The following is a 26,276-nucleotide window of genomic DNA, read 5'->3' on the forward strand; positions in this document are numbered from 1 at the left end:
ATTTAATTTTGAATTTTGAATTTTGAATTTTCAATTGATTTATCTCCTTCATCTCCCCGCTTCATAATCTTCAGATGTTCTTGTCCCCAGTCGCAAAGAGCTTTCAAGACTGGTATAAGAGTTTTGCCATAATCTGTGAATGAATATTCAACTTTGAGAGGTACATCTGAGTAGACTTTTCGGTTAATAATTCCATCATTTTCTAGTTCGCGAAGCTGTTGAATGAGCATTTTTTCTGTAATCTCAGGAATCAATTTTTTCAATTGGCTGTATCGTTTTACTTCATCTTTCAAGTGCCAGAGAATTAAAATCTTCCATTTGCCACCTAAAATTTTGAGTGTTGTTTGCACAAATAATGTGCCTTCAGTTTGCTGTTCGGACATGTAATTCGCTGAATTTCAACTTATACGTACTTACAAAAAAGTAAGTACTTTTCAAAAAGTAAGTATAAGTATACTTTTGGATTAGAGTAATTTATATCTCAATGCTGTAGAGGAAAATTATGGAAGTTTTAGGTGCAACGGCTCTGGTAACTGGCGCAAATGGAGGTTTAGGCAAGTACTTTGTAGAAGGGTTGAAAGCGCAAGGTGCAGCCAAAATTTATGCTGGCGCTCGCAAGGTAGAGGCGCTCAGTGAACTAGTTGCAACTGACCCGCAGCGAATTATCCCGATTCAGCTGGAAATTACTGATGAAGAATCTGTTCGCCAAGCATCATTAAAATGTCAAGATGTCAATTTGTTGATTAATAATGCTGGTGTGGGGTTGAATCAGGGATTGATTGCTGCACCCGATTTATCCTCAGCTAGAGCAGAGATGGAAGTTAACTACTTTGGAACGTTAATTATGTGCCGTGCTTTTGCCCCGATTTTGAAACAAAATGGAGGTGGAGCGATCGCCAACATGGTGTCAATGGTGGCGCGGGTAAATCTTCCTTTTAATGGCAGCTATGGTGCTTCTAAAGCAGCAGTTTTGTCCATGACTCAGGCGATTCGCGCAGAGTTGGCGGCTCAGAAAACGCTGGTGGTGGCAGTGTTACCAGGAGCGATCGATATTGGTATGGGTAAGTCTTTCCCCGATCCTAAAGTACCTCCAGAAGAAGTGGTTCGCGATACACTGCAAGCTGTGATTGATGGTACAGAAGATATTTATCCAGGAGAGCAGGCTAAGCAACTCAATGAACAACTGATGCAAGACCCCAAAGCAGTTGAAAAGTTTATTGCGACATTTTTACCAGGTTAAAAGAAGTGGTGGGGCGATCGCATTTGCTATTTTGGCGATCGCCCAAATTTGGAATCACAAAAATGCCAAAATTTCTTCTGGTAAAGGAGCATTAAAGTCATCAGGGACTATAAAACGCCCTTTATCCTGTCCTAAACTGTTGAGTCGATTTGATGAGGAACGAAACGGAACTAACTTGGCGATGGGAACGCCTCGGTTGGAAATAATGATTTCTTCTCCAAGTTTTACGCGTGATAAAAGTTTTGAGAGATTTGTTTTAGCTTGATGAATATTTACAGTTTCCATAAAATTAAACTAAGTTAGTAAACTGAGTTTAATTTAGTTCTCATAGTGGTGCAAGCGCGATCGCTAGATAAGCAGCAACCAGTACAATATGCAATGATAAGGGTAAAAATGAGTCATATAACTTATGCAAACTATTACTGACATTGGCACACTAATTATTCGTACACCTGGAACTCTTGGGGGTCGTCCTCGAATTGCTGGAACTAGAGTATCTGTTCAACGAATTGCAGCTTGGTATAAAACTGGAATGAATGCGGAAGAAATTGTTGAACGGATGGGTAATTTGACTCTTGCACAAGTTTATGCTGCTTTAACCTATTACCATGCAAACCAGGAAGAAATTGAAGGTTATCTGATTGCTGAGAAGTCAAACTATGAACAACTTGCTAATGAAATTGTTCAGTCAGTATGAGTAAAATACGACTGCTAATAGACGAAGATGCAATGGATCGTCGATTAGTAGCAGCCTTAAGAGCAAGAGGAATAGACGTAACAACTGTTGGGGAGCTAAGTACAACTGGTTTGAGCGATGAGGAACAGTTAGCTATTGCAACTGAACAGCAACGCGTTTTTTATACATTCAATGTTGGTGATTTTTGTCAGCTACACAACCTTTACATGACAGAAGGACAAACTCATTCAGGTATTATTGTTTCGTCACAAGATTATTCAGTTGGCGAGCAAATGCGGCGAGTTTTAAAGCTGATAGCAATTAAATCGGCCAAAGAGATGGAGAATCAGCTGGTTTTCCTTAGTAGTTATTCTGGAGAGTAAACAGAGCGATCGCAGCAAACTTTTATGGAGACTGAAGGCGCAATCTCACAGGTTGAATACGATATTTATACTGCTATTTGTCAACAGACGAATTTATTTCTATTTCATCGCCCCGATACAGTATTCAATAACTACACAGGTGACAATCCATTTCACAAATATCACAACGAGCAGCCACGCTTCTCTGGTGCATTCAAGTATAAGTGTTTAAGAAACAAGGGCATGATTGAAGATTATGAAGTGAAAAATACCCGTGAGTGGCGTTTGGAGAAGCGATTTCAAGTTGAAAATGGATATCGCTTTGTCTCAGAACTTGAACGACACGAATTTCAAAAAGCTCGTGGAATTTTTACCTTATCGCGGGTTGGGTTTAGTGAATCATGCGATTATGGACTTGTTCACATTGCTTACTCTATATGTGGGTACTACTTATTGTTTCACTTCAATGGAGCTATTTGGCAACGACAAATGTATTTTATGTCTTATGTTGTGTGAATTAAGCAAGCACACTCAAAATAGCTGCTTGGGAAACTCTAAACTACAAAAACTTTGGTGCGTTGCCCTACGACTAACGCACCTAATAATTAAATTAAGCAGTCCGAAAACGCGCCAACTCTTCACCCGTCTTCGCATCATGGGCGTGGACTGTACACACCAAACATGAATCAAACGATCGCGCCACATGACCAACTTCCACCGGATCGCTAGAATCGTAAATGGGTGTGCCAATTAAAGCTTCTTCAATGGGGCCGCGCATTCCTTCACCGTCACGAGGGCCGATATTCCAAGTACCAGGCGCAATCACTTGGTAATTCTTAATTTTACCGCCTTCTATTTCCACCCAGTGACACAAAGAACCCCGCGCTGCTTCCGTTGCACCCCAACCCTTGCCATCTTTTTCTTTGGGTTTGATATACCAAGGGTCGTTTAATTTGAATTCGCGTAAGCAGTGTTCGGCTTGACGATATAACTTGACAATTTCGTGCAGTCGTGCAAGCTGACGTACATGAATACTAGCACCACCCATCCGCTTGAAGACATCGAGGATGAAGGGGTCGTAGTGTTGCCAAGATTCGCCGTGTTTGCCACCTGCGACTAATTGACGCGCTAAGGGGCCGGCTTCCAAACGTCCGAAATCTTTGTGCAGGACGGCACTTGCCCAAGAGTAGGCGTTATCGAAGTCTTTGATATTATTGGCAGTAGGTTTAGTGGTGCGATCGCCAGGATGAATATCCGCTGTGCCTTCATCGTACCAGGAGTGAGTTGTATTCTCGCGGGTAAAGGACTGATCCATTAAAGTGTGAGTGTCTGCGAAGCTGTCATACACTCCACTTTTCATTATCATGGCGGCGTTTCGTCCTTCGATAGTTGGCTTTTGGTATTTATCCTCATGGGCTAAATATCCCCAAGTGACATATTTACCAACACCAGCGCCATATCTATCTAAACCGATGTCTAAACCCATGCGCCAATAAAAACCCAAATCGGATTCTCGATGATTGCGGTTTTCATCTAACCAATCCAAAAAGTCATCATAACTTTGGATTTGTTCGTAGCGTTCTAAAGAACAACCCAACCAAACAGGTTCTAACCAATTGGTGCGGAAATATTCCAGAATTGCCCAAGCGCGGGTAATATCTGTAAGGGTGGGGGCGCACATCACACCACCGGGAACCATGTAGCTAGAATGAGGCCATTGACCGCCCAATAGTGCATAAATTTCTACAGGTTTGGCGGAAATTGTCACGCCTAATTCGTAAGATTTACCAGTGAAGGCGGCAAAACGTCTGGTAGCTTCATCATAAAAGCGACTATTACGATATTTTTTATTAGTCAAATCAATGGCAAACAATCCATAAAAATAACGGGGTATACTTTGGATTGTTTCGACAATTTGACCGAGATTTCTTGCCAAAATTGCATTACGTGGAACTTCGGTTTCCCAAGCTGTATCTAATGCCCAAGATGCAGAAGTTAAGTGAGAACCGCCGCAAATTCCGCAAATTCGAGGCGTCACAATTAATCCGGCTTGGGGGTCTTTACCGCGTAAAATAATTTCAAATCCGCGAAATAGTTCCGCATGTGTCCAGGCGTTGACTACTCTTCCGTGTTCGATATCAACTCGGACATCTAAATCGCCTTCAACTCTACCAACAGGCGATATATCTAATGTTTGAATTCCCATTAGTCATTAGTCCTTGGTCATTGGTCATTGGTCATTGGTCATTGGTCATCGGTCATTGGTCATCAGTCATTGGTCATCGGTCATTGATTATTAGTAAAAAAACAAACGACTAATGACTAATGACAAAGGACTAATGACTAATGACTAAACTGTAAAAAAGTCTTCTTCTGCCCAAGGTGGCGCTGCGTCTTTGGCCACCATTGTGAGTAAGGCGTAGTCTTTTTTGTTGACTCCTGGCGGTAATTCTTTAGGAACCCCCATAACTGTTTGGGTTTTAAATACGGTTCCTGGTTTGAGGTCAAAGAAGGGAAATTCTGGTTCGGTGCAACCCAAACAAGGCATTCCGGCGCGGGTTTTGGAGGAGACGCGATTCCAGAGGATGCGGTTGCAGGAGGAATGGGTCATGGGGCCACGACAACCCAAGTCATAAAATAGGCAGCCTTTACGTTGACCAAATTCGGCGGTTGATGCTTTGTAGGCAAAATGAACGTTACGAGTACAACCTGTCTGGGTATAGGTGTTAAAGAACGTTTGCGGACGATGCAGTTCATCTAGGGCGATGTCTGCTATGCGTCCAGTAGCGATCGCCACTAATATCTGCGTAATCCAATCGGGATGTGCGGGACATCCAGGAATATTAATTACAGGTAATCCGGCTTGGGAGACGAAATCTTTCCCTAAAAAGCCGCCTTCTTGACGCTTGAGATATTGCAAACCTTCCGATTCGCTGGGGTTGGGTGACATGGCGGGAATTCCTCCCCAAGTGGCACAGTCTCCCACAGCTACAATAAATTGGGCAGCTTTGGCGAGGTCTGCTAACCAATCTTTCATGGGGCGATCGGCAAAACGGTTCCATTCCCCAGTGCCGTTGGGTGCGTTGACCACGCTACCTTCAAAGACCAAAATATCTAGGGAAATTGTGCCAGAAATACAATCCCGCAGCAATTTTTGTAAGTTATCCCCTATTTCCAACCCCAAGGATGGATGCCAAAGTACCTTAATACCAAAGTCGGCAATTAAATCACAGACTGTCGGTTCTTCGGCGTTGAGAAATGACATGGTGTTACCTGAACAAGCACCACCTTGTAGCCATAGTACGTTAGTCATCGGCTATGTGTCTTTCTAATGTTTACCATGCACGATTTAGGTGATAAAGCTTGTAGAGTCTCACCTGTTTATTGATATTTATTTTTCAACATAAGATATTTTTTGATTCAACTCGCTTTTATTAAAAAAGAATTAATTATTAGCAAAAGGTTATTTAGATTACACATGTAACTATTTTAACAAATAAAAAAATAGAATTTATCTCAAAAATAACTGTTTATCAGAAGATGTTTATTAACTCACAAAATATACTAATAAACCTGGTTAGAGTTGTTTTGACAATTTCAGCTACTAGAGAAGTTTATCCAACGAAATTGAGCGGTGTATATTTAATACAATAACTAAGTCAAATATAGCAAAATACAGAGGCGCAGGACATTGCGCCCCGACCTAGCATCTTATTGTTTTAGGATTTTGGTTGTGCAGCTTGCCTAACAATTTGTTCATCCAAACCTAAAGCTTGAGCTATCTGCTCAATACTTAAACCCAAGGCTAATAATTGGGGTATCACTTCTAACTTACCTTCTTGTTTACCTTCTTGTTTACCTTCTGCAAAAACATCTTGGTAAAATCTAGTTTGCCTTAACTCATTTAATCCAAACATTTTTCCTATCTCCTCCTGACTCAATCGCGGCAACTTGTAGATTAATATCGTCTCTATCAATTGTATAATTTCCCTAATAGTAACGACATCTGATATTTGCTGTCGGGCACTGTTGACTATTTCTATAGCTTTTCTTGTGGCAGTTGATTCGGGTTCAACGATCAGCTTAACTGTCTATATGCCGATTGATGATGCGTCAATTGAGCTTAATTCGTCAAGATAAACACGAGTTACTCGTTGTGAGTTAAGTATTTCGATATATCTTTCGGTATTTCCAGTATCAACGCTGCGGTTCGGGAAGATGACAACACCACGCCAATTGTTAGTTAATTCAGTTTTGTCAAGATAGTTAAAGATTTCGGTGAATAAACGTGAGTATAATTTTTTGTCTGGTTGAAATTGGACTTCAGCAAAATAAATCGGTAAGTCTGGTGTATTTGGCAGGAAGACGCCATCGATTCTAAATGCCAGCTGTTTGACTTCGACTGAGGAAAATTGATAAGCGCTAGCTAGTTGTGGTGGTTGGTTAATCAGTTCAAAGAAAGTGCTGGGTAGACTTTGAAAGATGCGATAAAAGATACTGTCTGTTTTCAAGGTAGCTTGTTTTACAGTTGATAAACATATTTTACACTTCGGTGTTCATCTGTGTAGGCGTAGCCCGTTGTAGACATCGCTAACTCGAATTTGGCATCAAATAAATTTGATAACTAACGCCTTGATTCTATTTTTATTTGGTCGTACTCCACTACCCAATGTCACAAAAATTGCCTATAAATATACTGCATATATGTATGTCAATAATTCAATAAATAATATTTGGATTGTGTTTAGTCATGATACAAAAAATATTTTCAAAATATAAGGTGTTTAAAGCTGACATTAATATTGGCAATTTCCCCCTAGAATTTGAGGAATAAGGTGTTTTATATTTTAGGGATTAGAGATTAGGTATTGAGGATTGGGTACTGGATACTGGGAAAACTCTTCCCTAATCCCCAATCACCAGTCCCCAGTTCCTAACTTCTAAAGGGGAATTCCGCCAAAAGGACTCGAAGCCTGCGTAAATCAGTATGGCCCGTGACGAGATGCCAAGCGCGTCTTAATCATTCGTGGGTGTCAACAGACTCAATTCCCAATTGGCTAGAGTATGGCAGAGTTATGACCCCTAGCATTACAGATTCAGCGGTGAAGGCTGCGATCGCGGCTGTTGCATCGGAGTCAGCATCAGCAGATGAAAAAATCCAAATGCTGATTGAGATTGCACAAGGCTTTCAAAAAAAGCCCAAAACAGCCCAAGATTTGCGGAATGCAGTTAGCTTATATTACCGGGCCTATGAGATGTGTGGTGAGGAGTATCCCCTACTGAAAGCCAGGGCGCAAGTAGGGATGGCAGGAACGTTACAGGCAATACCGGATGTTAGCACACAACTGCTAGTACAAGCGAAAGTCGGTTATGAAGAAGCGCTACCGGCTTTACAACAATTAGCTTCGCCGGAGGAATTGGCAGAAGCACAGATGAATTTCGGGCTAGTGTTACAGTCACTTGTGCCGTATAATTTAGCGCGGATAACTGATAGTATCCAAGCTTATCATGAAGCTTTGCGAGTATTTACTTGGCAGGATTACCCACAAGAATATGCCATTTTATACAATAATATTGCGATCGCTTATCTTTCCATGCCCTTAGCATCGGAACGGGAATACTTGCGTCAAGGGTTAGCAGTGCAATCATTTGAGACAGCGCTAAAGCATATTAATCTGATTGACCATCCCAGAGAATATGCGATGTTGCAAAATAATTTGGGTAACGCTTTGCAATATTTAGTGAGTTCTCATCCTGTGGAGAATAACTTAAGAGCGATCGTAGCTTATAACGAAGCGCTAAAAGTGCGTAATTCCAAAGATACACCTTTAGAGTACGCTAACACAATTTCAAACAAAGCTAACGCCTTATTCAATTTACCAGACGACCCAGAAAATCCAGAGGTTGGTAATCCTCAAAATCTCTTACAAGCGCGTGCATACTATGAACAAGCATTAGAAATATTTACGAAACACCAACAGATGGAACAAGCAGAAATAGTAACTAAAGCGTTACAAGATGTGGAAGCTGAAATTAAAAGTTAGGAGTTATTAATTTTTCATCTAACTTAACTCTTCACTCCTAGATCTTGACTCGCGACTCCCTCAATTAAATTAACGAGGAAAACAGAGAATGCAAGAAATTTTGACCAGCCATACTATCAGAGATTTTCTCACAAGTTTAGTAGCAGGAGATCTCAACATAGCAACGGAATTTATTTGGCTAGTCACAGCAATAGTTTTATCTATGATTGGCGGTGCTATTGGTGGGATACTATTAGCTGGTAAAGATATAGGCTATCAGTTTTCAGCAATGCTTGGTGCTTTATTTGCTCCTGCTGGCGTAATTCCCGCCATTATTATAGGGCTAGCCATACTAAATTTGTTGAAAAATTATTAGGAGGAAATATGTTAGAAATCGGGTGGTTTTCTGCCAAGTTATTTTTCAAGGGAAAGCTACTGCGCGATCCCATATATTTTATCCAGCGAACTGCTATTGCTACTGCTGTAGGTTCGCTACTGCTAGTGTTATTCGCACAAGCTGAAATTCCCTTTTGCTTACCAGTAACATTATCTAGCTTAGTGACAGGCATGATTATGCCATTTCTGCTCAAAGATTTCAAAATGAAATGAATTTTCACTTGTCATTTGTCCTTTGTCATTGGTCATTTGTAAATAACCAATGCCCCATGACGCCACTTGCTTCAAGTCGGCAAAGCCGCCCAACGCAGTGGCTCCCCAATGCCCCATGCCCTATATCCTATGTCTAATCTTGAAGAATTAGTTCAGGAAATTAACCGCTTTGAGGCAATTATATCCGAGTGGGATGAAAGCCAACGGTGTGTAGCAGTAGGCTTAAAAAGAGCAATTGAAGCTTTGCATAAAGCAGCATTGACCAATTTGATTAAAAGCCTCAAACAAGAATCAATGCCTGCTTTGCGTCATGCTGTTAATGATGAAGTAGTATATGCAGTATTGCTTTATCACGAATTAGTTAAACCACCAAAACCAGCACTAGCGCAGCGTATTCAGACTGCCCTTGAAGAAGTTCGCCCAGGCTTAAAAAGCCATAATGGTGATATAGAATTAGTAGCGATTAAACCACCAGATACAGTAGAAGTTAAGTTAACAGGAACTTGCAGCAGTTGTCTGGCTTCTACTTTGACTTTATCTCAGGGAGTAGAACAAGCAATTAAAAACCATTGTCCTGAAATAACCAAAGTCGTTGCTGTTAATAATAATGCTACTGTTAATACAGTAAATTCTAGTTTAATAAGTCCATTTTCTTCACAGTTAACTTCTACTTGGGTAAAAGTAGCAACTATCGAACAAGTTCCTGAATTGGGTGTCTTAGCAGTACAACTTGCTGGTACTTCGCTAATTTTATATCGCCGAGGTGTTACGTTTAGATGTTATCGTAATGCTTGCGCTCATCTAGGAAATCCTTTAGAAAAGGGTAAGGTTGAAAATGGGATTATTACTTGCCCTTCCCACGGGTTTGAGTATAACTTAGAGACAGGTAAATGTTTGACTGCACCTGATATTTCTCTTCAGTCATATCAAGTAAATATTAAAGGTGATAAGGTTTTTGTGAAACTGCAATAATTTCGACATATATAAGACTTAGGCAAGTGTTATATCTTGTTTTTAAAGGTTGAAATAAGCCAAAAGTCAAGATTAAAAAACATAGAATTTTTATCCTTGACTCTTAACTTTACTATGCCTGCGATCGCATTTATCAAAAGATAGATTTAATTCCCTGTATTTTGCTCAAGCCAAGCGACTAAATCAGATACATTGCAAAAATATAAAAATTATTCTCCTAATCCTTCCAATTGTTCAGTAGATAAGACTTTCAGTCCTTCAATAGAGAAAAAGGTTGTCATATTCTGGCATTTAAAAAAAATACACTTGGTTTTATTGATTATTTTATATCAAAGATATCAAAATGTTACTGTTGTTACATGCTGTTAAACATTAATGTTTTTAAATATTTATTAGCCTCTATTTGCGGTTCATGGATATCCCAATTAGAATTCATTCCATATCACAATTACCGCCAGAAGCAACAGCAACTCTTCAAAACTTACCTTTTTCATCTCAGGGTGCAGAAGTAATTTTAGGTAATATTATTGAAGCACAACAATTAGTGATACCTGTAGCACCCAGTCCGACTACAATGTTTGGGCCTCGTGGTGCTTGTTTGTTGCCAAATGGGCTATTGTGGGTGTCAGATACAGGACATCATCGATTATTGGGATGGCGGAATTTACCAACTCAAGATAGTCAAGCGGCTGATTGGGTAATTGGACAACCTGACTTTTATCATGAAGGACAAAATGCTAAAGGTACAACTGGAAGAACTACTTTAAATGTACCAACTGGAATTTGTAGTTGTGGCGAAGGTTTAGCTGTAGCAGATGCTTGGAATCATCGGGTTTTGATTTGGAAAAATTTCCCACAAGATAGCAATGTACCAGCAGATTTGGTATTAGGACAAGTTAATTTTATCGATAACGAACCAAATAGAGGAAGTCAACAAGCCTCTGCCAGTACAATGCACTGGCCTTATGGTGTTTTCTATCATCAAGGACAGCTATTTATTGCTGATACAGGAAATCGCAGGGTCTTAATTTGGCATCAATTACCAACACAAAACGGCCAACCTGCTGATTTAGTTTTGGGACAACCGGATATGATATCTCGCAACGAAAACGGCGGTGGGTCTCCAACCGCAGCGAGTATGCGTTGGTGTCACGATATCACTTTTTGGGGAGAAAATCTGGTTGTCAGTGATGCAGGCAATAACCGGGTAATGATTTGGCAAGGAATACCGACAGAAAATAATACTCCTTGTGCAGTGGTTTTAGGACAAAAAAACTTTGATTGTGTGGAAATGAATCAAGGCGTTTATTATCCTAATGCTAGTAGCTTGAGTATGCCCTATGGTATTGGAATAGGTGGGGAGTGGTTAGTAGTTGCGGATACTGCTAATTCTCGTTTGTTAGGATGGAGAAAGCCAGAATCAATTTTATCACTGCAAGGTGCAACGGCAGATGCCATTGCCGGACAAATTAATTTTCAAAGTAAAGGTGAAAATCGTAATTTTGGATTACCAAAACGAGATAGTTTAAATTGGTGTTACGGCATAAAAATTTGTGGCAAGACGGCAGTAATAGCTGATTCTGGAAATAATCGCATTTTGCTGTGGCAGTTTAATAATTCGTAATTTGTAATTTGTAATTCGTAATTTTTGAAAGTCAGATTTATATGGCGACCGAAGAAATTAGAGTTCGCGGTACTGTTCAAGGAGTAGGATTTCGCCCTACAGTGTATCGTCTTGCTAAAGTTTGTGGCTTAGGCGGAGATGTTTGTAATGATGGTGAAGGTGTTTTAATTCGCGTATCTGGTAGTGAACAAGCAATAACGGAATTTGTTGCTAAATTGCAAACAGAATCTCCACCCTTGGCAAAAATTAATGAACTAATAAGAAGTCCTTACACAGGTAAATTGAACGTTGATAATTTTGTGATTTCTAGTAGCGTCAAGAGTGCAATTAAAACAGAAATTGCGCCCGATGCAGCAACTTGTCCACAATGCCAAAAAGAAATATTCGACCCTTTTAGCCGCTTTTACCGTTACCCTTTTACTAACTGTACCCATTGCGGCCCTCGCCTGAGTATTATTCGTGCCATTCCTTATGATAGATGCAATACCAGTATGTCTGCGTTTATCATGTGTTCTGAATGTGCAAAGGAATACCACGATGTCGAAAATCGTCGTTTTCACGCCCAACCTGTAGCTTGTCATGCTTGCGGTGCTTCAGCTTGGTTAGAACGTGCTGATGGCAAAGCGGTTACCGCTTCCATGTTCTCGATGTTAGATGATGTTGATGCCGTTTGTACCCTATTGCAAAAAGGTGAAATTGTCGCAATTAAAGGGTTGGGTGGTTTTCATTTAGCTTGCGATGCAACTGTGGAAGTTGCTGTGGAAAAATTGCGATATCGCAAAAGGCGCTATCATAAACCTTTTGCTTTAATGGCACGGGATATTGAAGTAATTGAACAATATTGTACTGTAAATTCTCAGGAGAAAGAATTATTAACAAGTCCTGCTGCACCGATTGTTTTATTACGGAAGAAGGGACTGGGGAGTGGGGAGTGGGGAGTGGGAATAGAAGCGGGGAAAAAACTTTCACATTCTTTGAATTTTAATATTGCGGTTTCAGTAGCACCGGGGCAAAATAGTCTTGGGTTTATGCTACCTTATACGCCGTTACATCATTTAATTTTGCGGCGAATGAATCGACCGATTGTTTTAACTAGTGGCAATATTGCTGATGAACCGCAATGTATTAATAATGATGAAGCTAGGGAAAAATTAGGGACAATAGCTGATTATTTTATTTTGCATAATCGGGATATTATTAATCGGGTAGATGATTCGGTGGTGCGGGTTGTTGGTGATAAAGTTCAAACAATTCGCCGTGCTAGAGGATACGCACCAGCAGCAATTAGTTTACCACCAGGATTTAAGAATGTACCGCCAATTTTAGCAATGGGTAGTGAGTTAAAAAATACCTTTTGTTTGTTGCGTGGGAAAGAAGCAATTATTTCGCAACATCTGGGAGATTTAGAAAATGGTGCGGCTTTTGATAGTTATAAAAAAGCTTTGAGTTTATACTTGAATTTATTTGAACACGAACCAGAAGTAATTGCGATTGATAAACATCCTGAATATCTCTCAAGCAAAGTTGGTAAAGAATTTGCTGATATAAATAAAATTAAAATTAACCAAATTCAACATCATCACGCGCATATTGCCGCTTGTATGGCGGAAAATAATATTCCTCTAGATTCGCCTCCAGTATTAGGTATTGCTTTAGATGGTTTGGGTTATGGCGAAGATGGTACACTTTGGGGCGGAGAATTTCTTTTAGCAGATTACCGAACATTTCAACGATTAGCAACATTTAAGCCAGTAGCAATGATTGGTAGTGAACAAGCAATATATCAGCCTTGGCGTAATACTTATGCTCAATTAATAGCGGCTAATCTTTGGGATGATTGTCAAGAAAAATATACCGAACTAGAAATAATTAAATTTTTGAAAAGTAAGCCAATTAAGCTACTTAATCAATTGATTGAGAAAGAAATTAACTCTCCTCCAGCTTCTTCAGTGGGGAGGTTGTTCGATGCGGTGGCGGCGGCTATCGGTATTTATAGAGATGAATGTAGCTATGAAGGACAAGCTGCGATCGCAATGGAAACTCTAGTCAATGTTAAGAGCTTAAATAATGATAAAGAAATTCTAATATACCCTTTTAAATTTAGCTTTTTAGATAGTATTTATTGTATAGACCCGCGTCCAATGTGGCAAGCTTTACTCGAGGACTTGCAGCAACAAATTCCCCAAGCAGTTATAGCTACTAAATTTCACAAAGGTTTAGCTAATGCGATTGTGGAGATGGTTAAGCACCTTTGTCAAGAAAATGTAATTCATCAGGTTGTTTTAACAGGAGGAGTATTTCAAAATTGTGTATTGTTAGAGCAAGTTAGTCAATCATTAGAAACGTTCGGAAGAAAAGTATTAACTCACAGTTTAGTTCCAGCTAATGATGGCGGGTTATCTTTAGGGCAAGCAGTTATTACAGCTGCAAAATTAAGAGTATAAATTTAATTCACGCAAAGGCGCAAAGGCGCAAAGAAGATAAAAATGTGTTTAGGAATTCCTGGTCAAATTATCGAAATAACCAACGTTAATCATAAGTTAGCTATTGTTAATGTTGGTGGTGTTAAGCGTCAAGTAAATATTGCCTGTATCGTTGACGAAGAACATCCGCCTGAAGCTTGTATTGGAGATTGGGTATTAGTGCATGTTGGCTTTGCGATGAATCGAATTAATGAGCAAGAAGCAGCAGAAACATTAGAGTTGTTACAAGAATTAGCAGCAGCACAAGTAACAGTTATTAATTAATTAATTAACTGATTACATTTAGCACTTACTATTTCTTTCTTTGCGTCTTTGCGTGAAGCAATAAAACTACTTGTCATTTCCTATGAAATACGTTGATGAATTCCGCGAAAGAGAAAAAGCTGAAGCCTTACGCCGTGAAATTGCAAAATTGTGCCAGCAAATAGAAAAACCTCTAAAAATCATGGAAGTGTGCGGCGGGCATACTCACTCTATATTTAAATACGGCATTGAAGAAATTTTACCCGATCGCATTGAATTAATTCACGGGCCTGGTTGTCCAGTATGCGTTATGCCAAAGGGGAGGTTAGATGATGCGATCGCTATCTCTCAAAATCCTAACGTCATCTTTGCCACATTTGGCGATGCCATGCGAGTTCCTGGTTCCAAAACAAGTTTACTCCAAGCCAGGGCGCAAGGTGCAGACATTCGTATAGTGTACTCTCCTTTAGATAGCCTGCAAATTGCCAAAGATAACCCCAACAAAGAAGTAGTTTTTTTCGCTTTAGGTTTTGAAACCACAGCCCCCAGTACCGCCTTCACTATTCTGCAAGCAGCAACTGAAGAAATTCCTAACTTCAGTATGTTTTCCAATCATGTCCTTGTGATTCCCGCCCTCAAAGCACTATTAGATAATCCAGATTTACAACTTGATGGATTTGTTGGGCCTGGTCATGTCAGCATGGTAATTGGTACTGAGCCTTATGAATTTATTTCCCAACAATATAATAAGCCAATTGTCGTTTCAGGATTTGAACCTTTAGATATTCTCCAATCTATTTGGATGGTATTGCAACAGCTATTAGAAAATCGTTGCGAAGTTGAAAACCAATATAATCGAATTGTCCAAAAAGCTGGGAATAAAGTAGCACTAGAAGCCATCAATAAAGTATTTGCTGTACGAGATACTTTCGATTGGCGTGGTTTGGGTGATATCCCTTATTCAGGATTAAAAATCCAACCTGAATATGCTCAATTTGATGCTGAACTTAAATTTACTATTCCTAATCTCAAAGTAGCCGACCATAAAGCTTGTAAATGTGGAGAAATTCTCAAAGGAGTATTAAAACCTTGGGAATGCAAAGTATTTGGTACAGCTTGCACACCCGAAACACCCATTGGCACTTGTATGGTATCTTCTGAAGGTGCTTGTGCAGCTTATTATAAATATGGCCGACTCTCTACTATGGCTAAAAAAGTAATAGCTGAAAAACCAAAAGTAACCATAACCCAAGAACCTCTCCCCGCCTGCGGTTTCTCTTTAGACTAACCCTAAATTATACCATTAGAGGGTAACTCAAATGCCATTCATTACAGTCCAAATTGCCAAAGGACACTCCATCGAAAAAAAGCGCCAACTAGTCAAAGCCATCACCGATGCACTTGTCGCCACTTTGAATTCCAAGCCAGAATGGATAACCATTCACATTGATGAATTTGAACGCGAAAATTGGGCAGTTGGAGGTCAACTACATTCTGACAAACATAGTGGTAGACACGAAGAAAAAGGTAAATAAAACTCCTCAACTCTCTCTTTGCGTCTTTGCGTCTTTGCGTGATATCCCTTCAACAATTCACCTTAATTAAATGCACTTCCCTTCCAATAACCAAATAAAAAATTCTCTTTCTCGCCGTCGCCATAAAATACAAGACACTCACATAACTCTCGCACATGGTAGCGGTGGTAAAGCCATGCGTGATTTAATTGACGATATCTTTGTTAATACTTTTGATAACCCAATTCTCTCTCAATTAGAAGACCAAGCAACCTTAAATTTAGCCCCACTTTTACAACAAGGAGACAGACTCGCTTTTACCACAGATTCTTATGTTGTAGATCCTTTATTTTTTCCCGGTAGCGATATCGGAGAATTAGCCATCAACGGCACGGTTAACGATTTAGCTGTCAGTGGCGCTAAACCTTTATATCTAACTTGTAGCGTTATTTTAGAAGAAGGATTACCAGTAGAAACTTTGCGACGTGTTGCAGCCAGCATGAAATCAGCTGCAACAAAAGCTGGCGTTCAAATTATCACTGGTGACACAAAAGTTGTACATCGCGGTGCTGCCGATAAACTGTTTATTAATACTGCTGGTATTGGTGTCATCCCACGAGGGATTAACATTTCTGCCCAGAATATCCAGCCTGGAGATGCTGTAATTATTAATGGTGAATTAGGCAATCATGGGGCAGCAATTTTAATTGCCCGTGGAGAATTAGCTTTAGAAACTAATATTCAAAGTGACTGTCAGCCGTTGCATGATTTAGTTGCAAGCATCCTCAATATCTGTCCCAACATTCATGCAATGCGAGATCTGACACGCGGAGGTTTAGCGACAGTTTTAAATGAATTTGCCGTCACTTCCGATGTGGGAATTCGCCTCTACGAAGAATCTATTCCAGTACGTGAAGAGGTAAAAGGTTTTTGCGAAATTTTGGGTTTAGATCCATTTTATTTAGCTAACGAAGGTAAGTTAGTTGTAGTAGCAAAAAAAGAGAATGCCGAATCTATTTTATCAGCGATGAAATCTCATCCCGCAGGAAAGGATGCTTGTATTATTGGGGAAGTAATAACTTCACCTCCAGGTATTGTGTTGTTAAAAACAATTTTCGGTGCAGAACGTATTGTTGATATGTTAGTAGGCGACCAATTGCCACGAATTTGTTAATATTTAAGATATTTTTATATGCATGAATTAGGAATTACGCAAAATATTGTAGCTATTGTAGCTGAACACGCTAAAGGTGCAAAAGTACAGCGAGTTTCATTAGAAATTGGTAAACTTTCAGCTATTATGCCCGATGCTATTCGATTTTGTTTTGATATTTGCACTCAAGGTACAGTTTTACAAGGTGCGACATTAGAAATTTTGGAAATTCCCGGTTTGGCACGATGTCGCCAATGCAATGCAGAAATTTATTTAGATAAACCATTTGGTATCTGTAACTGCGGTAGCGTGAAATTAGATTTAATATCTGGTGAAGAACTCAAAATTAAAGAAATAGAAATAGAGGAATTATGTGTGTAACCTGCGGTTGTTCTGATGATGGCGAAACCAAAATTATCAATCTAGAAGTAAGTGAAGCTGAACAAAATCATCATCATACTCACACTTTAGCTGATGGCACTGTGATTACTCATTCCCACAGTCACGATACTCATACAGAAGCATCTGAATTTCATGCCAAAATACATGGCACAACTATATCATTAGAACAGGATATATTAGCAAAAAATAATTTAATAGCAGCCCAAAATCGCGGATGGTTTAAAGGCAGAAATATTGTCGCTTTAAATTTAATGAGTTCTCCCGGTGCAGGGAAAACAACTCTTTTAACTCGCACTATCAATGATTTAAAACATCAGGTATCTATTAGTGTGATTGAAGGCGACCAGGAAACTACTAACGATGCTAAAAAAATTCAAGAAACAGGTTGTAAAGTCGTCCAAATTAACACCGGAACAGGCTGTCATTTAGATGCATCAATGATAGACAGAGGTTTACAACAACTAAATCCACCGCTAAATTCAGTTGTGATGATTGAAAATGTGGGAAATTTAGTTTGTCCAGCTTTATTTGATTTAGGAGAATTTTCTAAAGTAGTAATTCTCTCTGTCACGGAAGGTGAAGATAAACCGATAAAATATCCTCACATGTTCCGCGCTAGCGACATCATGATTTTGACTAAAATTGATTTGCTACCTTACGTGCAATTTGATGTGCAAAAGTGCATAGAATACGCGAAGCAAGTTAATCCCAAAATTCAGATTTTTGAAGTTTCTGCAACTACTGGTTTAGGGTTAGATAATTGGTATAAATGGCTAACTGAAAAGATAACAAATATGTCAGCAGTAATTACGGCGTGAATAAAATGCTATGCAGTTTTGGCTAAATTAGAAAAATAGCGATCGCCACCCTTTTCAACTATCAACTTACTCACAAATTCTCTGTAATTCTTCAACTGTATTTAGCGTTTTAATAGCCTGTTGAATCGCTTTTAATCGCTGTAAATCTGTGATTTGGTAAATCATCGGCATTAAATCTAAGCCAGGAGTACCAAATTTAATTTCCAGTGCTAATTCAATACCGGAATATAATTCCTCTCGTCGTCCTCGTGCTTCTCCTTCACGTAAAATTTCTTGATACCAAGGCGACTCACGCAATACAGCCATATCCCACCTCATGATTTCTTGGACTAGGGCACTCTCTATTACAAACGTAGCAAAAAATGCCAAAACTGTTTCCAGTTGATTTAATTGTTCATCCGCACGGAGAACTTGCAAGGCTTCTCGAATTATAACTTCGTTTTCGCCACCTTTGAGGATGGGTACAAAGGGAATTAAGGATGGTAATGGTGTCTCAAAGACAGTATTTACATCAACTTCCCAGAGGTTAATTACTCGATAATCTTGAGTTGCTTTTAAGCCTGCGACATTTGATGTATATGTTGTAGGTATTTCTGTGTTAGTTCCTTTAAGAATGTTAATTAATACTGGATAGGTAGGTAAATTATATTTTTCTTCAGCCAGTGCTGCATAAGCACGCATTCGTCGCGGCATTTCGGGTTTATAGCGCAGTTGTAATTCATTGATAACAAGAAACTTACCATACTGCGGATTTTCTACACGGATGAGTACATCACTTTGTCTACTCAGCCATTGAAATTCTGAGTTGAGAATTTCACCTACAATAACATCAGGAATTTGTGTTACCCATTTTACCCAATTATCGGGTGCAAGACTGATTAGGCGTTTAGTACTGATATCAGCAGGTTTGGACATAAGCAAGCTAGATATAAAAAACGAACTTCACAAAGAAATTTTATAACTTGCAAAAGCAGAAACATTAAAGTAAATAATTCTTTTCAAATGACAACACCCTGCACTCTAAGAGTACAGGGTGTGAGACAATATAATGTTTATTGACCTCAAAGCCAATCTCGATAAGCCGAAATTTCATTGACACCAATTTCAAAAGGCGTTCCTTTGCCAAATGGTGGATAAACGCGAATTTTGGCGTTAGTAGAAAACCTTTCTAAGCGATTACCTAACTGGGGGATATTGCTGACAATATGCCAGTAAGATACTATGTCAGGGCAGTCAATAATTAATGTGAGAATGTTGGCATTTGTTGTCAGATACCACTGACAATTAGATAAGAGTACTCGCGTAATGCGATCGCAGGCTAAAAAAAAGCATCTGCCTGTAGACTGTTCTAACTCCATCTGCAACATTCCATCCTCTCTTGTTACCTCAGCTGGAGGTAAATCATCAGGAGGTAGCAGGTATAATTTAGAAGACATAATTTCGCACCTCTTGGTTGTAGCGCGTCAAACTCTCCAGGTTTTTTTGCACATCTAAAGATGAGGGTTTGAGTGCTAGCGTACCTACATTTAATTCGTCCTGAAATTTTTTGATTTTGTCTCGACAAATCTCCACATCACCAATAATTGAGTTTTCAATCAAATAGTCTTCATCGAAACAAATGTTTGTGCGATCGAATGGTTTATGACCCGGATTCGCACTATTTTGCATTACTTGGGCCGAATTAGCTTTCATTTTTTGGCTGAATTGGCGAATGAAAGGTAACGCTTCACTCACTGCCTCATCAAATGTTTTGCCAACATAAAAGAAGCGTGCCAGCACGAAGTTTTCTGCACCACTAGTATTTAACGCTTGATATTTGGCAATGGTATTTTTCAATCTCTCTAGGGAGAACGGTGGGCCACCCATCAAACTGAAGGAATGTTTGGCGGCAAACTCGATACCATCATCACCACCAGTGGCAACATACACGGGAATTTTTGGCTGCAATGGTTTGGGATAAATTGTCAGGCGATCGCATTGATAATATTGCCCATTAAATGATACGTTAGTTTCATATAAAAGCTTTTCAATCAATGCCATTGCCTCTAACATTTTGGGACGCGATTCACTCATTGGTGTTGCAAAATGTTTGTTTTGTTGAGGAAAAGGCCCTCCTTTGGCAACTCCAAATAATAATCGTCCATTGCACAAATTATCCAAAGTGGCGATGTCCTCTGCTACCCTAATCGGGTTGTGAAATGGCAGTAACACCGCTGCTGTGCCTAATTTGATACTTGAAGTCAATCCCGCCAAGTGTGCCATTAACACTAACATGGATGGGCTAAGATTGGATTCACTAAAATGATGCTCACTCACCCAGGCTTCTTCAAAGCCTAAGCTTTCTGCCTGTTTTATCAGGGTTACTTGCTCAAAAATGGCACGGCGAGCATCTTGGTGATGATTTTCGTAATTGCAGAAAATTCCAGTTTTCATTACTTGCGTTGATACTTTTTACCCACCGTGTGTGCTGGCTATTTTAGTAGTCTGTCAAGACAACTTTGCTCGATTTAAAACTCTCCCTGTCACCCTGAAACCGTCAATTTTAGCTTGACAAACTGGCTTGACAAACTACTAAGTAGCAACCCACTGCAACTCTAACCATAGGCGTGGATTGTTTTGTTTGAGCTTCGACATTGGATCGCGCAATAATCGCTTGGCGTTTATGCAAACTACCTGCATTAGACCCATGTTGTCTGCTACTTCTCGAAGTATTTCTTTTTGAGCTTGCACATAGGGAATCATTTCAGCAGAGCAATAAATTCCTATATACTGCAAGCGTCTAGCAGGTCGTCCCCAAAAACAGGTAATGACTTTCACATAACACCCGTCTAGTAATTCCCCAACTTGTGGATAGTAGTGGTTGACGACTCTTGTGAATTCTTTAGCTAAGATGTCTTCAGCAATCATTTCAACTGATATTTCTGTAGCGTCCGTCACTCTATTTTAATATAACATAATTTTGTCAATTAAATCTGACAATTTACGTTATGTAATAGAAAGAAAGTATTAAAACAGAATTCAGAATTCACAATTTAGAATTCAGGGATATTTAGGGTGCGTTGTCACGCCGATAAAAGCACCTTGAATTGTTGATGTTTTGTTATACCGTAGGCTAATACACCCTACATTTTCTGACTCCTGAATTCTAAATTTTGCTGCATATTACACAAAAAGAGGTATACCTGATTTGGTACACCTCTAATTGCTTCTGATTCCTGAATTCTGAATTCTGAATTCTTAACTTTTAATTTTTAATTCTTATTATCGAGCATTACGTTCGCAAACTAAAACCTCTGCAACAATATCCGGCACACTTACGAAGTCTGTAAATCCTTCAGAACCATTAATTGGTGAAATAAATGTATAGTTTGGATCGCACACTCCATTGTCATACACTTGAATAAACCAACGATCTGGAAATCCTTCTACACCTAGTTCTACAATGTACCAACTCTCGCCAAATAGACGAGAGTTAAAGATTGTAAACCACTCTCTATTTTCTTCTGAAATGTTCCAATCTGCCATGAGTAGCTCTAAAGCTATTTGTCCGGCATCAGTTGAAGTCAATAGCATTTTTACTCCTTATTAGCAACTTCAGAATTGGGAACTTCCGGATATAAACCTAGTTGTTTAGCTAGTTCACGCGCTACAAAAAATAAAAATTTGGCGCCATCTTGATTGCCTTCATGGGCAAACATAGTTGCTACTTGTAACATTGTTTCTACTAAACCAGAATCAATTAATTCTGGCTGAGATTCTAAAACTTCTGGCTCGTGACCATTAGGGCATTTCAGTAGTTCATCAATCAGGTTAAAATACAAGTGTTGGCGTTGTTCTGTCATGGTTAATTTCTGGATTTGAATGAACAAAATTGGAGCGTAACCAGAGAGTTTCAAATCTCTAAATAAGTCTGGTAGTACCAGAACACTTACTGCTCAATACTTTGCTGCCACAGCCTTTCTAACATTTCAACTTGTTCTTTTAAAACAGCAGCACGATAAACAAGATATCTGTCGTAAAAGATAATACCTAACCCAACACAAATCGGGGTTAACAAGAAGAACCATTGGAGGATTGTGCCAAGTTTATATTGCTCAGTAACAGTCAGCATTTGATTAACCAGATTTTGCTCAGAGGCTTGTATACTAGTCTGAGGTAATGGTATATTTTCTGTCTGGGGAGTCAGAGCGATCGCTGCACTAGTCTTATTAACTTCGCATGTCTTATTCTGTGATTCTAATAACTCAATATGTCGCTCCCAAATTATGCCAAATACTACTAGCCCTGGAGAAAGCACTGCTAAGGTAACTACACAAACTGTAAGAACATTTAAAAATTTGGCTTTCATCTTGGCTCTCCCTTGCTAGGTAGTATGCACCCAGTAAGAAAATATCTTTTGCTGTTTACCTAAAGTAGTTATCGATATATTTCTACTTCTCAAACAGTTATGATGCTAAAATATGTGTAGAAGGTAATTTTAGAATCGTTAGTTGTCAGTTATTTATCTAATTACTACTGACTATTAACTATTGAGCAACTACCAAACTTTTCACAAAAAATAGGAATCTTTCGCCAGAAATAACGCCCTCATATCCTGGAAGTTCTTTTCATCCTACTCTCAAAAGAGAGATTAAGAAGTCCCCCCTAGTTCACTAAGCTTTCGCTTAGGAATGTTGGGGGGTAGAGGGGAATCTCTGCGTAAATCCTATACGATTTATATCAGTCGCCTCTCCACAAAACAGTTTACCCTAGCCCTATTAAAATTATTAAATTTATTAAAACAGTACTCAAAGCCTGTAATCATTGCTTGATAAGTATTTTAAAAATTCATTGGGGTATGGGTGCTAGTGTTTTTCAAACGGGGTTCTAGTATTTTCGAGGTGGGGTTCTAGTGTGTGGAGTACTCAACCTCAAAGCAATGTAGACAAGCATCAAAGGCTGTTTATTGAAAAATTTTGGACGGACAAAATCTGTACTCAAAACTAAATATCAATGTCTTTTGATAAGGATAGACTGAATAAGTAGAAAAAGCAATTAAATTTGATCGCAGTAATTGATATTTCCCTAACAAATTGAATTCTAGCGATTAATATTTTGATTATTTTTTGAAAAGTTCTTTTTAAACTTATATATTTTGTGAATGAGTTAAAATACATAGTACATCCACTCATCTACATTCTAAATAAAAATTCGATACTAAGAAGGAGGCAATACAGTATATTAGGTTTCCATAAACAACCAACTGCCATTGAAAATTCAGAATTTATCGGGAGTTTTGCATGATTGGCATATTGATTCATCAAGTTTTCTGCTGATTATGTAACTATTCTGATTTCTGTATTCTGGGTTATGAATTCTTATCGCTCAACTACAAAATCAATACACAAAAGCTTATTGTTATAAATAGATACTCTGCACTAAAAGTTAGAATTTTAGGGGTTAAATAATGCGGATTGCTAAAGACGTAACAGAACTTATTGGACGAACTCCTTTAGTTGAACTGAACAAAATTCCTCAAGCTGAGGGAGTGGTAGCAAGAATAGTTGTCAAACTCGAAGGTATGAACCCAGCGGCTTCAGTGAAAGACCGCATAGGCATAAGTATGGTACTCTCGGCTGAAGCAGAGGGTTTAATTGAGCCTGGAAAAACTGTTTTAGTAGAGCCGACCTCCGGTAATACAGGAATTGCTCTGGCGATGGTGGCAGCGGCGCGGGGCTACAAGTTAATTTTGGCAATGCCAGAAACTATGAGCCATGAACGACGGGCTATGCTCAGAGCTTATGGCGCATCTTTAGAGTTGACACCAGGTACAGAGGGAATGCGGGGAGCAATTCGCAAAGCCGAAGAAATTGTCGCTAATACTCCCAATGCTTATATGCTGCAACAATTCCGCAACGCTGCCAATCCCAAAATCCACCGGGAAACCACCGCCGAAGAAATTTGGGATGATACAGACGGGGAAGTGGATATTGTGATTGCGGGAGTAGGTACTGGTGGGACAATTACTGGGATTGCAGAGGTAATTAAAAGCCGCAAGCCGACTTTTCAAGCGATCGCGGTTGAACCCAGTAACAGCCCAGTCCTCTCAGGTGGTGAAGCCGGGCCTCATAGAATTCAAGGTATTGGCGCCGGATTTGTCCCAGATGTTCTCCGCTTAGAATTAGTTGATGAAGTAATTAGAGTCAGCGATGAACAAGCGATCGCATTTGGGCGACGCTTAGCAAAAGAAGAAGGCTTATTGTCTGGAATATCTTCTGGTGCAGCTTTATGCGCTGCAATTCAAGTAGGTAAACGTCCAGAAAATGCCGGACGTTTAATCGTGATGATTCAGCCTTCCTTCGGTGAACGTTACCTCAGCACCCCCATGTTTCAAGATTTGTCCTTAGAAACTGCTGGCGTCCGGTAAAAACAATACAGAGTAGGGGCACAGCAATGCTATGCCCTTAACTCGTGGTTGAAAAATGCTCTCAAGAAACAACGTGTTATTTTTTGCAGGTCGATGCAATCGCATTGCAAGCCGATGCAATGGCATTGCAGGCCGATGCAATCAAATTGCAGGTCGATGCAATCGTATTGCAAGCCGATGCAATCGAATTGCAGGTCGATGCAATCAAATTGCAGGTCGATGCAATCGAATTGCAAGCCGATGCAATCGCATTGCAGGTCGATGCAATCGAATTGCAGAAGGTTGCTTTGAGATAACCTTAAAAATTATCGTTACTAATGGCTACAACCGCCTTGTTTTTGGTGTTCTTCTCCATGATGCTTACAGCCACCTTGTTCGTGATTATGGTCATGATGACCGTGCTTGCCATTGTGGGCGCAGCCTTGTAAATCCTGATTCATCAGATTTTCGCTCATTTCTCGGAAGGATTCATCCACAGGCTTTAAGCCAATCCAAGCATCAATCTTTTCAACATCAAATCCTACCTCACGGCGTAGGCTTTGCCCGCCGGAGACATCGCCTACTTCTAATAAAGGACGGCGAATCAATAACGGATCTCTCAACATCAGCAGTAAAGCAGTGTCGGCATCAATTTTTTCCGGCACTATCTCACCAGATTTTACCCTTGGGGAAGAACGATTAAACCATTCGGCTACGGGGCGATCGCCAAAAAATGAACGCAACCGTTCAACTGTCCAAGGTTCTGTAAGCAAATCGTATGCTACCACTTCATGGCCAGCAGCCGTGAGCAAAACTTTTTGCTTAGTGCCACCTTTACAGCCTGGTTTACTATAAAAAATTACTCTTGCCATACAACTACCTCTTATACCAATTCGCAATTCGCAATTAAGAACGTGACATATCCTTGGGTGAAGACGCGATGGATCGCGTCTCTACAGAGAATTCTGAATTCAGAATTCTGCTTCAAAAATTCTTAGCCTTATGGGTAAGAAAGTCAAACTCAAACCTTTCTTTCGGATCGGTTTCACCGTAAATGTTAAAAGTCACAGTTGGTTGATCACCCTGTGCTTCTACACAGTGAATTGCATCGGGAGTAAAGCTAATAATATCTCCTGGAAACAGAGTTACTTCTCCCGTATATTCAATTTTGTCCTGAAACTCTGAGCTATGAGTGCGTTGCCAAAAAGTATTTTTTTCCTGACCTTTTAACACCGCTACTACTCCCCACGTCCCATGATTATGAATAGTTGATTTGGTTCCTGGTGCAAATGTTACTGTTTGCACCGTCAACGGAAAACCCAATTCATCATATAGGAGTAAAACAGAGGTTCCCGTTTTGGGAGAAGGTTCTAAATACTGACTCCGCACCCAGTAGGAATTGACGATCAAACGCCTGACGAGCATCCGAATTTCTGGCAAACAACTCGATTCATCTTCCACACTATTGAGAACATCTTCCACCTCAGTTAAAAACCGATAAACGCGGTAATTATCTCTCAATAAATCCCATGCTCTCACAGATTTGCAGGCTTGATACTGACCGTCTCCCGTTAATAGCCAATCCCTACCTTTCATAACTTTTAAAATCTCATTTGAGAAGATTGGATGATAATAATCGGAGAAACATTAGGAAGACTACCTATAGGAGATGTAGTAGGTATGTAGATCGGAGGAATAATAGAGTTATTATTACTCGCAGTTCCTAAAAGAGGATAAGACGATGATGAAGTAGATAACCAATTGTTCATGAA

32 protein-coding genes and 1 pseudogene are annotated in these 26,276 nt (G+C 39.6%); 19 read left to right on the plus strand and 14 right to left on the minus strand.

Annotation, left to right across the window (positions count from 1 at the left end):
* Positions 1-2: 2 nt before the first annotated feature.
* The gene (locus ACM0OY_RS11735) at positions 3-383 is read right to left on the minus strand and encodes a winged helix-turn-helix transcriptional regulator (protein ID WP_414569027.1); all 381 of its coding nucleotides are present in this window, start codon (positions 381-383) and stop codon (positions 3-5) included.
* 119 nt (positions 384-502) lie between these two features.
* Here ACM0OY_RS11735 and ACM0OY_RS11740 point away from each other — a divergent pair, with 119 nt between their 5' ends.
* The gene (locus ACM0OY_RS11740; protein ID WP_414569028.1) at positions 503-1,240 is read left to right on the plus strand and encodes an SDR family oxidoreductase; all 738 of its coding nucleotides are present in this window, start codon (positions 503-505) and stop codon (positions 1,238-1,240) included.
* Between the two features lie 54 nt (positions 1,241-1,294).
* Here the strand turns inward: ACM0OY_RS11740 and ACM0OY_RS11745 are convergent, their stop codons facing one another.
* Positions 1,295-1,525, minus strand: a complete 231-nt coding sequence (locus ACM0OY_RS11745; RefSeq protein ID WP_414569029.1) for a type II toxin-antitoxin system Phd/YefM family antitoxin — start codon at positions 1,523-1,525, stop codon at positions 1,295-1,297.
* 124 nt (positions 1,526-1,649) lie between these two features.
* Between ACM0OY_RS11745 and ACM0OY_RS11750 the strand changes: the two genes are divergently transcribed.
* The 3 genes from ACM0OY_RS11750 to ACM0OY_RS11760 are packed head-to-tail and all read left to right on the plus strand — an operon-like array spanning position 1,650 to position 2,794.
* Positions 1,650-1,937, plus strand: a complete 288-nt coding sequence (locus ACM0OY_RS11750) for a DUF433 domain-containing protein (protein ID WP_414569030.1) — start codon at positions 1,650-1,652, stop codon at positions 1,935-1,937.
* Positions 1,934-2,299: a DUF5615 family PIN-like protein gene (locus ACM0OY_RS11755; protein WP_414569031.1), complete on the plus strand. Its 366-nt coding sequence runs from the start codon at positions 1,934-1,936 to the stop codon at positions 2,297-2,299. Before ACM0OY_RS11750 ends, ACM0OY_RS11755 begins: the two co-directional genes overlap by 4 nt.
* A 24-nt stretch (positions 2,300-2,323) precedes the next feature.
* Entirely contained in the window at positions 2,324-2,794 is a 471-nt protein-coding gene (locus ACM0OY_RS11760; protein WP_414569032.1) for a hypothetical protein, read from the plus strand.
* Positions 2,795-2,888: 94 nt separating this feature from the next.
* Here ACM0OY_RS11760 and ACM0OY_RS11765 read toward each other — a convergent pair whose 3' ends face one another.
* Positions 2,889-4,484 carry a nickel-dependent hydrogenase large subunit gene (locus ACM0OY_RS11765; RefSeq protein WP_414569033.1) on the minus strand — a complete coding sequence of 532 codons (1,596 nt, stop codon included), beginning with the start codon at positions 4,482-4,484 and terminating at the stop codon, positions 2,889-2,891.
* On the opposite strand from ACM0OY_RS11765, the gene ACM0OY_RS11770 reads away from it, so the two are divergent.
* Positions 4,469-4,597 (plus strand): hypothetical protein, encoded by a 129-nt coding sequence (locus ACM0OY_RS11770; protein ID WP_414569034.1) that lies wholly within the window; start codon positions 4,469-4,471, stop codon positions 4,595-4,597. The two genes, ACM0OY_RS11765 and ACM0OY_RS11770, sit on opposite strands and share 16 nt — an antisense overlap.
* A 31-nt stretch (positions 4,598-4,628) precedes the next feature.
* Here ACM0OY_RS11770 and ACM0OY_RS11775 read toward each other — a convergent pair whose 3' ends face one another.
* Entirely contained in the window at positions 4,629-5,591 is a 963-nt protein-coding gene (locus tag ACM0OY_RS11775; protein WP_414569035.1) for a hydrogenase small subunit, read from the minus strand.
* A gap of 406 nt (positions 5,592-5,997) precedes the next feature.
* A pseudogene (locus tag ACM0OY_RS11780) lies at positions 5,998-6,789 on the minus strand (Rpn family recombination-promoting nuclease/putative transposase).
* A gap of 564 nt (positions 6,790-7,353) precedes the next feature.
* Here ACM0OY_RS11780 and ACM0OY_RS11785 point away from each other — a divergent pair.
* The 12 genes from ACM0OY_RS11785 (at position 7,354) to hypB (ending at position 18,119) form a co-directional block, all read left to right on the plus strand.
* A complete protein-coding gene (locus ACM0OY_RS11785) occupies positions 7,354-8,322 on the plus strand; it encodes a hypothetical protein (RefSeq protein ID WP_414569082.1) in 969 nt (322 codons plus the stop codon).
* A gap of 88 nt (positions 8,323-8,410) precedes the next feature.
* Positions 8,411-8,677, plus strand: coding sequence for a hypothetical protein (locus tag ACM0OY_RS11790; RefSeq protein WP_414569036.1), 267 nt, complete (start codon positions 8,411-8,413; stop codon positions 8,675-8,677).
* Positions 8,678-8,685: 8 nt separating this feature from the next.
* Positions 8,686-8,910, plus strand: coding sequence for a hypothetical protein (locus tag ACM0OY_RS11795; RefSeq protein ID WP_193921925.1), 225 nt, complete (start codon positions 8,686-8,688; stop codon positions 8,908-8,910).
* 129 nt (positions 8,911-9,039) lie between these two features.
* Positions 9,040-9,882 carry a NifU family protein gene (locus ACM0OY_RS11800; RefSeq protein WP_414569037.1) on the plus strand — a complete coding sequence of 281 codons (843 nt, stop codon included), beginning with the start codon at positions 9,040-9,042 and terminating at the stop codon, positions 9,880-9,882.
* A gap of 412 nt (positions 9,883-10,294) precedes the next feature.
* On the plus strand, positions 10,295-11,506 hold the full coding sequence (locus ACM0OY_RS11805; RefSeq protein WP_414569038.1) for a hypothetical protein: 1,212 nt from the start codon (positions 10,295-10,297) through the stop codon (positions 11,504-11,506).
* 41 nt (positions 11,507-11,547) lie between these two features.
* The gene (gene hypF, locus ACM0OY_RS11810) at positions 11,548-13,950 is read left to right on the plus strand and encodes a carbamoyltransferase HypF (protein WP_414569039.1); all 2,403 of its coding nucleotides are present in this window, start codon (positions 11,548-11,550) and stop codon (positions 13,948-13,950) included.
* A gap of 42 nt (positions 13,951-13,992) precedes the next feature.
* Entirely contained in the window at positions 13,993-14,253 is a 261-nt protein-coding gene (locus ACM0OY_RS11815) for a HypC/HybG/HupF family hydrogenase formation chaperone (RefSeq protein WP_414569040.1), read from the plus strand.
* Between the two features lie 82 nt (positions 14,254-14,335).
* Positions 14,336-15,520: a hydrogenase formation protein HypD gene (hypD, locus tag ACM0OY_RS11820; RefSeq protein ID WP_414569041.1), complete on the plus strand. Its 1,185-nt coding sequence runs from the start codon at positions 14,336-14,338 to the stop codon at positions 15,518-15,520.
* A 31-nt stretch (positions 15,521-15,551) separates the two neighbouring features.
* Positions 15,552-15,767: a tautomerase family protein gene (locus ACM0OY_RS11825; protein WP_414569042.1), complete on the plus strand. Its 216-nt coding sequence runs from the start codon at positions 15,552-15,554 to the stop codon at positions 15,765-15,767.
* A 70-nt stretch (positions 15,768-15,837) separates the two neighbouring features.
* Entirely contained in the window at positions 15,838-16,920 is a 1,083-nt protein-coding gene (gene hypE / locus ACM0OY_RS11830; RefSeq protein ID WP_414569043.1) for a hydrogenase expression/formation protein HypE, read from the plus strand.
* An 18-nt stretch (positions 16,921-16,938) separates the two neighbouring features.
* Positions 16,939-17,280, plus strand: a complete 342-nt coding sequence (gene hypA, locus ACM0OY_RS11835) for a hydrogenase maturation nickel metallochaperone HypA (RefSeq protein ID WP_414569044.1) — start codon at positions 16,939-16,941, stop codon at positions 17,278-17,280.
* Positions 17,271-18,119 (plus strand): hydrogenase nickel incorporation protein HypB, encoded by an 849-nt coding sequence (hypB, locus tag ACM0OY_RS11840; RefSeq protein WP_414569045.1) that lies wholly within the window; start codon positions 17,271-17,273, stop codon positions 18,117-18,119. Before hypA ends, hypB begins: the two co-directional genes overlap by 10 nt.
* A gap of 66 nt (positions 18,120-18,185) precedes the next feature.
* On the opposite strand, the gene ACM0OY_RS11845 is transcribed toward hypB, so the two are convergent.
* The 7 genes from ACM0OY_RS11845 to ACM0OY_RS11875 form a co-directional block, all read right to left on the minus strand.
* Complete coding sequence (locus ACM0OY_RS11845) at positions 18,186-19,034, minus strand: Rpn family recombination-promoting nuclease/putative transposase (protein WP_414569046.1); 849 nt, start codon at positions 19,032-19,034, stop codon at positions 18,186-18,188.
* Positions 19,035-19,180: 146 nt separating this feature from the next.
* Positions 19,181-19,555, minus strand: coding sequence for a hypothetical protein (locus ACM0OY_RS11850; protein WP_414569047.1), 375 nt, complete (start codon positions 19,553-19,555; stop codon positions 19,181-19,183).
* Positions 19,545-20,552 carry an LLM class flavin-dependent oxidoreductase gene (locus ACM0OY_RS11855; RefSeq protein WP_414569048.1) on the minus strand — a complete coding sequence of 336 codons (1,008 nt, stop codon included), beginning with the start codon at positions 20,550-20,552 and terminating at the stop codon, positions 19,545-19,547. Before ACM0OY_RS11855 ends, ACM0OY_RS11850 begins: the two co-directional genes overlap by 11 nt.
* Positions 20,553-20,690: 138 nt before the next feature.
* Positions 20,691-21,026 carry a hypothetical protein gene (locus tag ACM0OY_RS11860; protein WP_414569083.1) on the minus strand — a complete coding sequence of 112 codons (336 nt, stop codon included), beginning with the start codon at positions 21,024-21,026 and terminating at the stop codon, positions 20,691-20,693.
* A gap of 354 nt (positions 21,027-21,380) precedes the next feature.
* Positions 21,381-21,692, minus strand: a complete 312-nt coding sequence (locus tag ACM0OY_RS11865; protein WP_414569049.1) for a hypothetical protein — start codon at positions 21,690-21,692, stop codon at positions 21,381-21,383.
* A gap of 2 nt (positions 21,693-21,694) precedes the next feature.
* A complete protein-coding gene (locus ACM0OY_RS11870; protein WP_190958435.1) occupies positions 21,695-21,961 on the minus strand; it encodes a hypothetical protein in 267 nt (88 codons plus the stop codon).
* Between the two features lie 86 nt (positions 21,962-22,047).
* The gene (locus ACM0OY_RS11875) at positions 22,048-22,467 is read right to left on the minus strand and encodes a hypothetical protein (protein ID WP_414569050.1); all 420 of its coding nucleotides are present in this window, start codon (positions 22,465-22,467) and stop codon (positions 22,048-22,050) included.
* Between the two features lie 1,098 nt (positions 22,468-23,565).
* Between ACM0OY_RS11875 and cysK the strand changes: the two genes are divergently transcribed.
* Positions 23,566-24,525: a cysteine synthase A gene (gene cysK, locus ACM0OY_RS11880; protein ID WP_414569051.1), complete on the plus strand. Its 960-nt coding sequence runs from the start codon at positions 23,566-23,568 to the stop codon at positions 24,523-24,525.
* 44 nt (positions 24,526-24,569) lie between these two features.
* Positions 24,570-24,821, plus strand: a complete 252-nt coding sequence (locus ACM0OY_RS11885) for a hypothetical protein (RefSeq protein WP_414569052.1) — start codon at positions 24,570-24,572, stop codon at positions 24,819-24,821.
* A gap of 18 nt (positions 24,822-24,839) precedes the next feature.
* On the opposite strand, the gene ACM0OY_RS11890 is transcribed toward ACM0OY_RS11885, so the two are convergent.
* Together ACM0OY_RS11890 and ACM0OY_RS11895 are read right to left on the minus strand one after the other, a co-directional pair.
* Positions 24,840-25,376: an ArsC/Spx/MgsR family protein gene (locus tag ACM0OY_RS11890; protein WP_414569053.1), complete on the minus strand. Its 537-nt coding sequence runs from the start codon at positions 25,374-25,376 to the stop codon at positions 24,840-24,842.
* Positions 25,377-25,488: 112 nt separating this feature from the next.
* Positions 25,489-26,100 (minus strand): cupin, encoded by a 612-nt coding sequence (locus ACM0OY_RS11895; RefSeq protein ID WP_414569054.1) that lies wholly within the window; start codon positions 26,098-26,100, stop codon positions 25,489-25,491.
* Positions 26,101-26,276: the final 176 nt, after the last annotated feature.

The organism is Nostoc sp. CCY 9925, from assembly GCF_963920935.1.
Lineage (GTDB): Bacteria > Cyanobacteriota > Cyanobacteriia > Cyanobacteriales > Nostocaceae > Nostoc.

Coding starts and splice junctions, on each gene's coding strand:
- ACM0OY_RS11735 (WP_414569027.1), bottom strand. CDS start 383: ATGTCCGAACAGCAAACTGAAGGCACATTATTTGTGCAAACAACACTC.
- ACM0OY_RS11740 (WP_414569028.1), top strand. CDS start 503: ATGGAAGTTTTAGGTGCAACGGCTCTGGTAACTGGCGCAAATGGAGGT.
- ACM0OY_RS11745 (WP_414569029.1), bottom strand. CDS start 1,525: ATGGAAACTGTAAATATTCATCAAGCTAAAACAAATCTCTCAAAACTT.
- ACM0OY_RS11750 (WP_414569030.1), top strand. CDS start 1,650: ATGCAAACTATTACTGACATTGGCACACTAATTATTCGTACACCTGGA.
- ACM0OY_RS11755 (WP_414569031.1), top strand. CDS start 1,934: ATGAGTAAAATACGACTGCTAATAGACGAAGATGCAATGGATCGTCGA.
- ACM0OY_RS11760 (WP_414569032.1), top strand. CDS start 2,324: ATGGAGACTGAAGGCGCAATCTCACAGGTTGAATACGATATTTATACT.
- ACM0OY_RS11770 (WP_414569034.1), top strand. CDS start 4,469: ATGTTTGAATTCCCATTAGTCATTAGTCCTTGGTCATTGGTCATTGGT.
- ACM0OY_RS11765 (WP_414569033.1), bottom strand. CDS start 4,484: ATGGGAATTCAAACATTAGATATATCGCCTGTTGGTAGAGTTGAAGGC.
- ACM0OY_RS11775 (WP_414569035.1), bottom strand. CDS start 5,591: ATGACTAACGTACTATGGCTACAAGGTGGTGCTTGTTCAGGTAACACC.
- ACM0OY_RS11785 (WP_414569082.1), top strand. CDS start 7,354: ATGACCCCTAGCATTACAGATTCAGCGGTGAAGGCTGCGATCGCGGCT.
- ACM0OY_RS11790 (WP_414569036.1), top strand. CDS start 8,411: ATGCAAGAAATTTTGACCAGCCATACTATCAGAGATTTTCTCACAAGT.
- ACM0OY_RS11795 (WP_193921925.1), top strand. CDS start 8,686: ATGTTAGAAATCGGGTGGTTTTCTGCCAAGTTATTTTTCAAGGGAAAG.
- ACM0OY_RS11800 (WP_414569037.1), top strand. CDS start 9,040: ATGTCTAATCTTGAAGAATTAGTTCAGGAAATTAACCGCTTTGAGGCA.
- ACM0OY_RS11805 (WP_414569038.1), top strand. CDS start 10,295: ATGGATATCCCAATTAGAATTCATTCCATATCACAATTACCGCCAGAA.
- hypF (WP_414569039.1), top strand. CDS start 11,548: ATGGCGACCGAAGAAATTAGAGTTCGCGGTACTGTTCAAGGAGTAGGA.
- ACM0OY_RS11815 (WP_414569040.1), top strand. CDS start 13,993: ATGTGTTTAGGAATTCCTGGTCAAATTATCGAAATAACCAACGTTAAT.
- hypD (WP_414569041.1), top strand. CDS start 14,336: ATGAAATACGTTGATGAATTCCGCGAAAGAGAAAAAGCTGAAGCCTTA.
- ACM0OY_RS11825 (WP_414569042.1), top strand. CDS start 15,552: ATGCCATTCATTACAGTCCAAATTGCCAAAGGACACTCCATCGAAAAA.
- hypE (WP_414569043.1), top strand. CDS start 15,838: ATGCACTTCCCTTCCAATAACCAAATAAAAAATTCTCTTTCTCGCCGT.
- hypA (WP_414569044.1), top strand. CDS start 16,939: ATGCATGAATTAGGAATTACGCAAAATATTGTAGCTATTGTAGCTGAA.
- hypB (WP_414569045.1), top strand. CDS start 17,271: ATGTGTGTAACCTGCGGTTGTTCTGATGATGGCGAAACCAAAATTATC.
- ACM0OY_RS11845 (WP_414569046.1), bottom strand. CDS start 19,034: ATGTCCAAACCTGCTGATATCAGTACTAAACGCCTAATCAGTCTTGCA.
- ACM0OY_RS11850 (WP_414569047.1), bottom strand. CDS start 19,555: ATGTCTTCTAAATTATACCTGCTACCTCCTGATGATTTACCTCCAGCT.
- ACM0OY_RS11855 (WP_414569048.1), bottom strand. CDS start 20,552: ATGAAAACTGGAATTTTCTGCAATTACGAAAATCATCACCAAGATGCT.
- ACM0OY_RS11860 (WP_414569083.1), bottom strand. CDS start 21,026: ATGATTGCTGAAGACATCTTAGCTAAAGAATTCACAAGAGTCGTCAAC.
- ACM0OY_RS11865 (WP_414569049.1), bottom strand. CDS start 21,692: ATGCTATTGACTTCAACTGATGCCGGACAAATAGCTTTAGAGCTACTC.
- ACM0OY_RS11870 (WP_190958435.1), bottom strand. CDS start 21,961: ATGACAGAACAACGCCAACACTTGTATTTTAACCTGATTGATGAACTA.
- ACM0OY_RS11875 (WP_414569050.1), bottom strand. CDS start 22,467: ATGAAAGCCAAATTTTTAAATGTTCTTACAGTTTGTGTAGTTACCTTA.
- cysK (WP_414569051.1), top strand. CDS start 23,566: ATGCGGATTGCTAAAGACGTAACAGAACTTATTGGACGAACTCCTTTA.
- ACM0OY_RS11890 (WP_414569053.1), bottom strand. CDS start 25,376: ATGGCAAGAGTAATTTTTTATAGTAAACCAGGCTGTAAAGGTGGCACT.
- ACM0OY_RS11895 (WP_414569054.1), bottom strand. CDS start 26,100: ATGAAAGGTAGGGATTGGCTATTAACGGGAGACGGTCAGTATCAAGCC.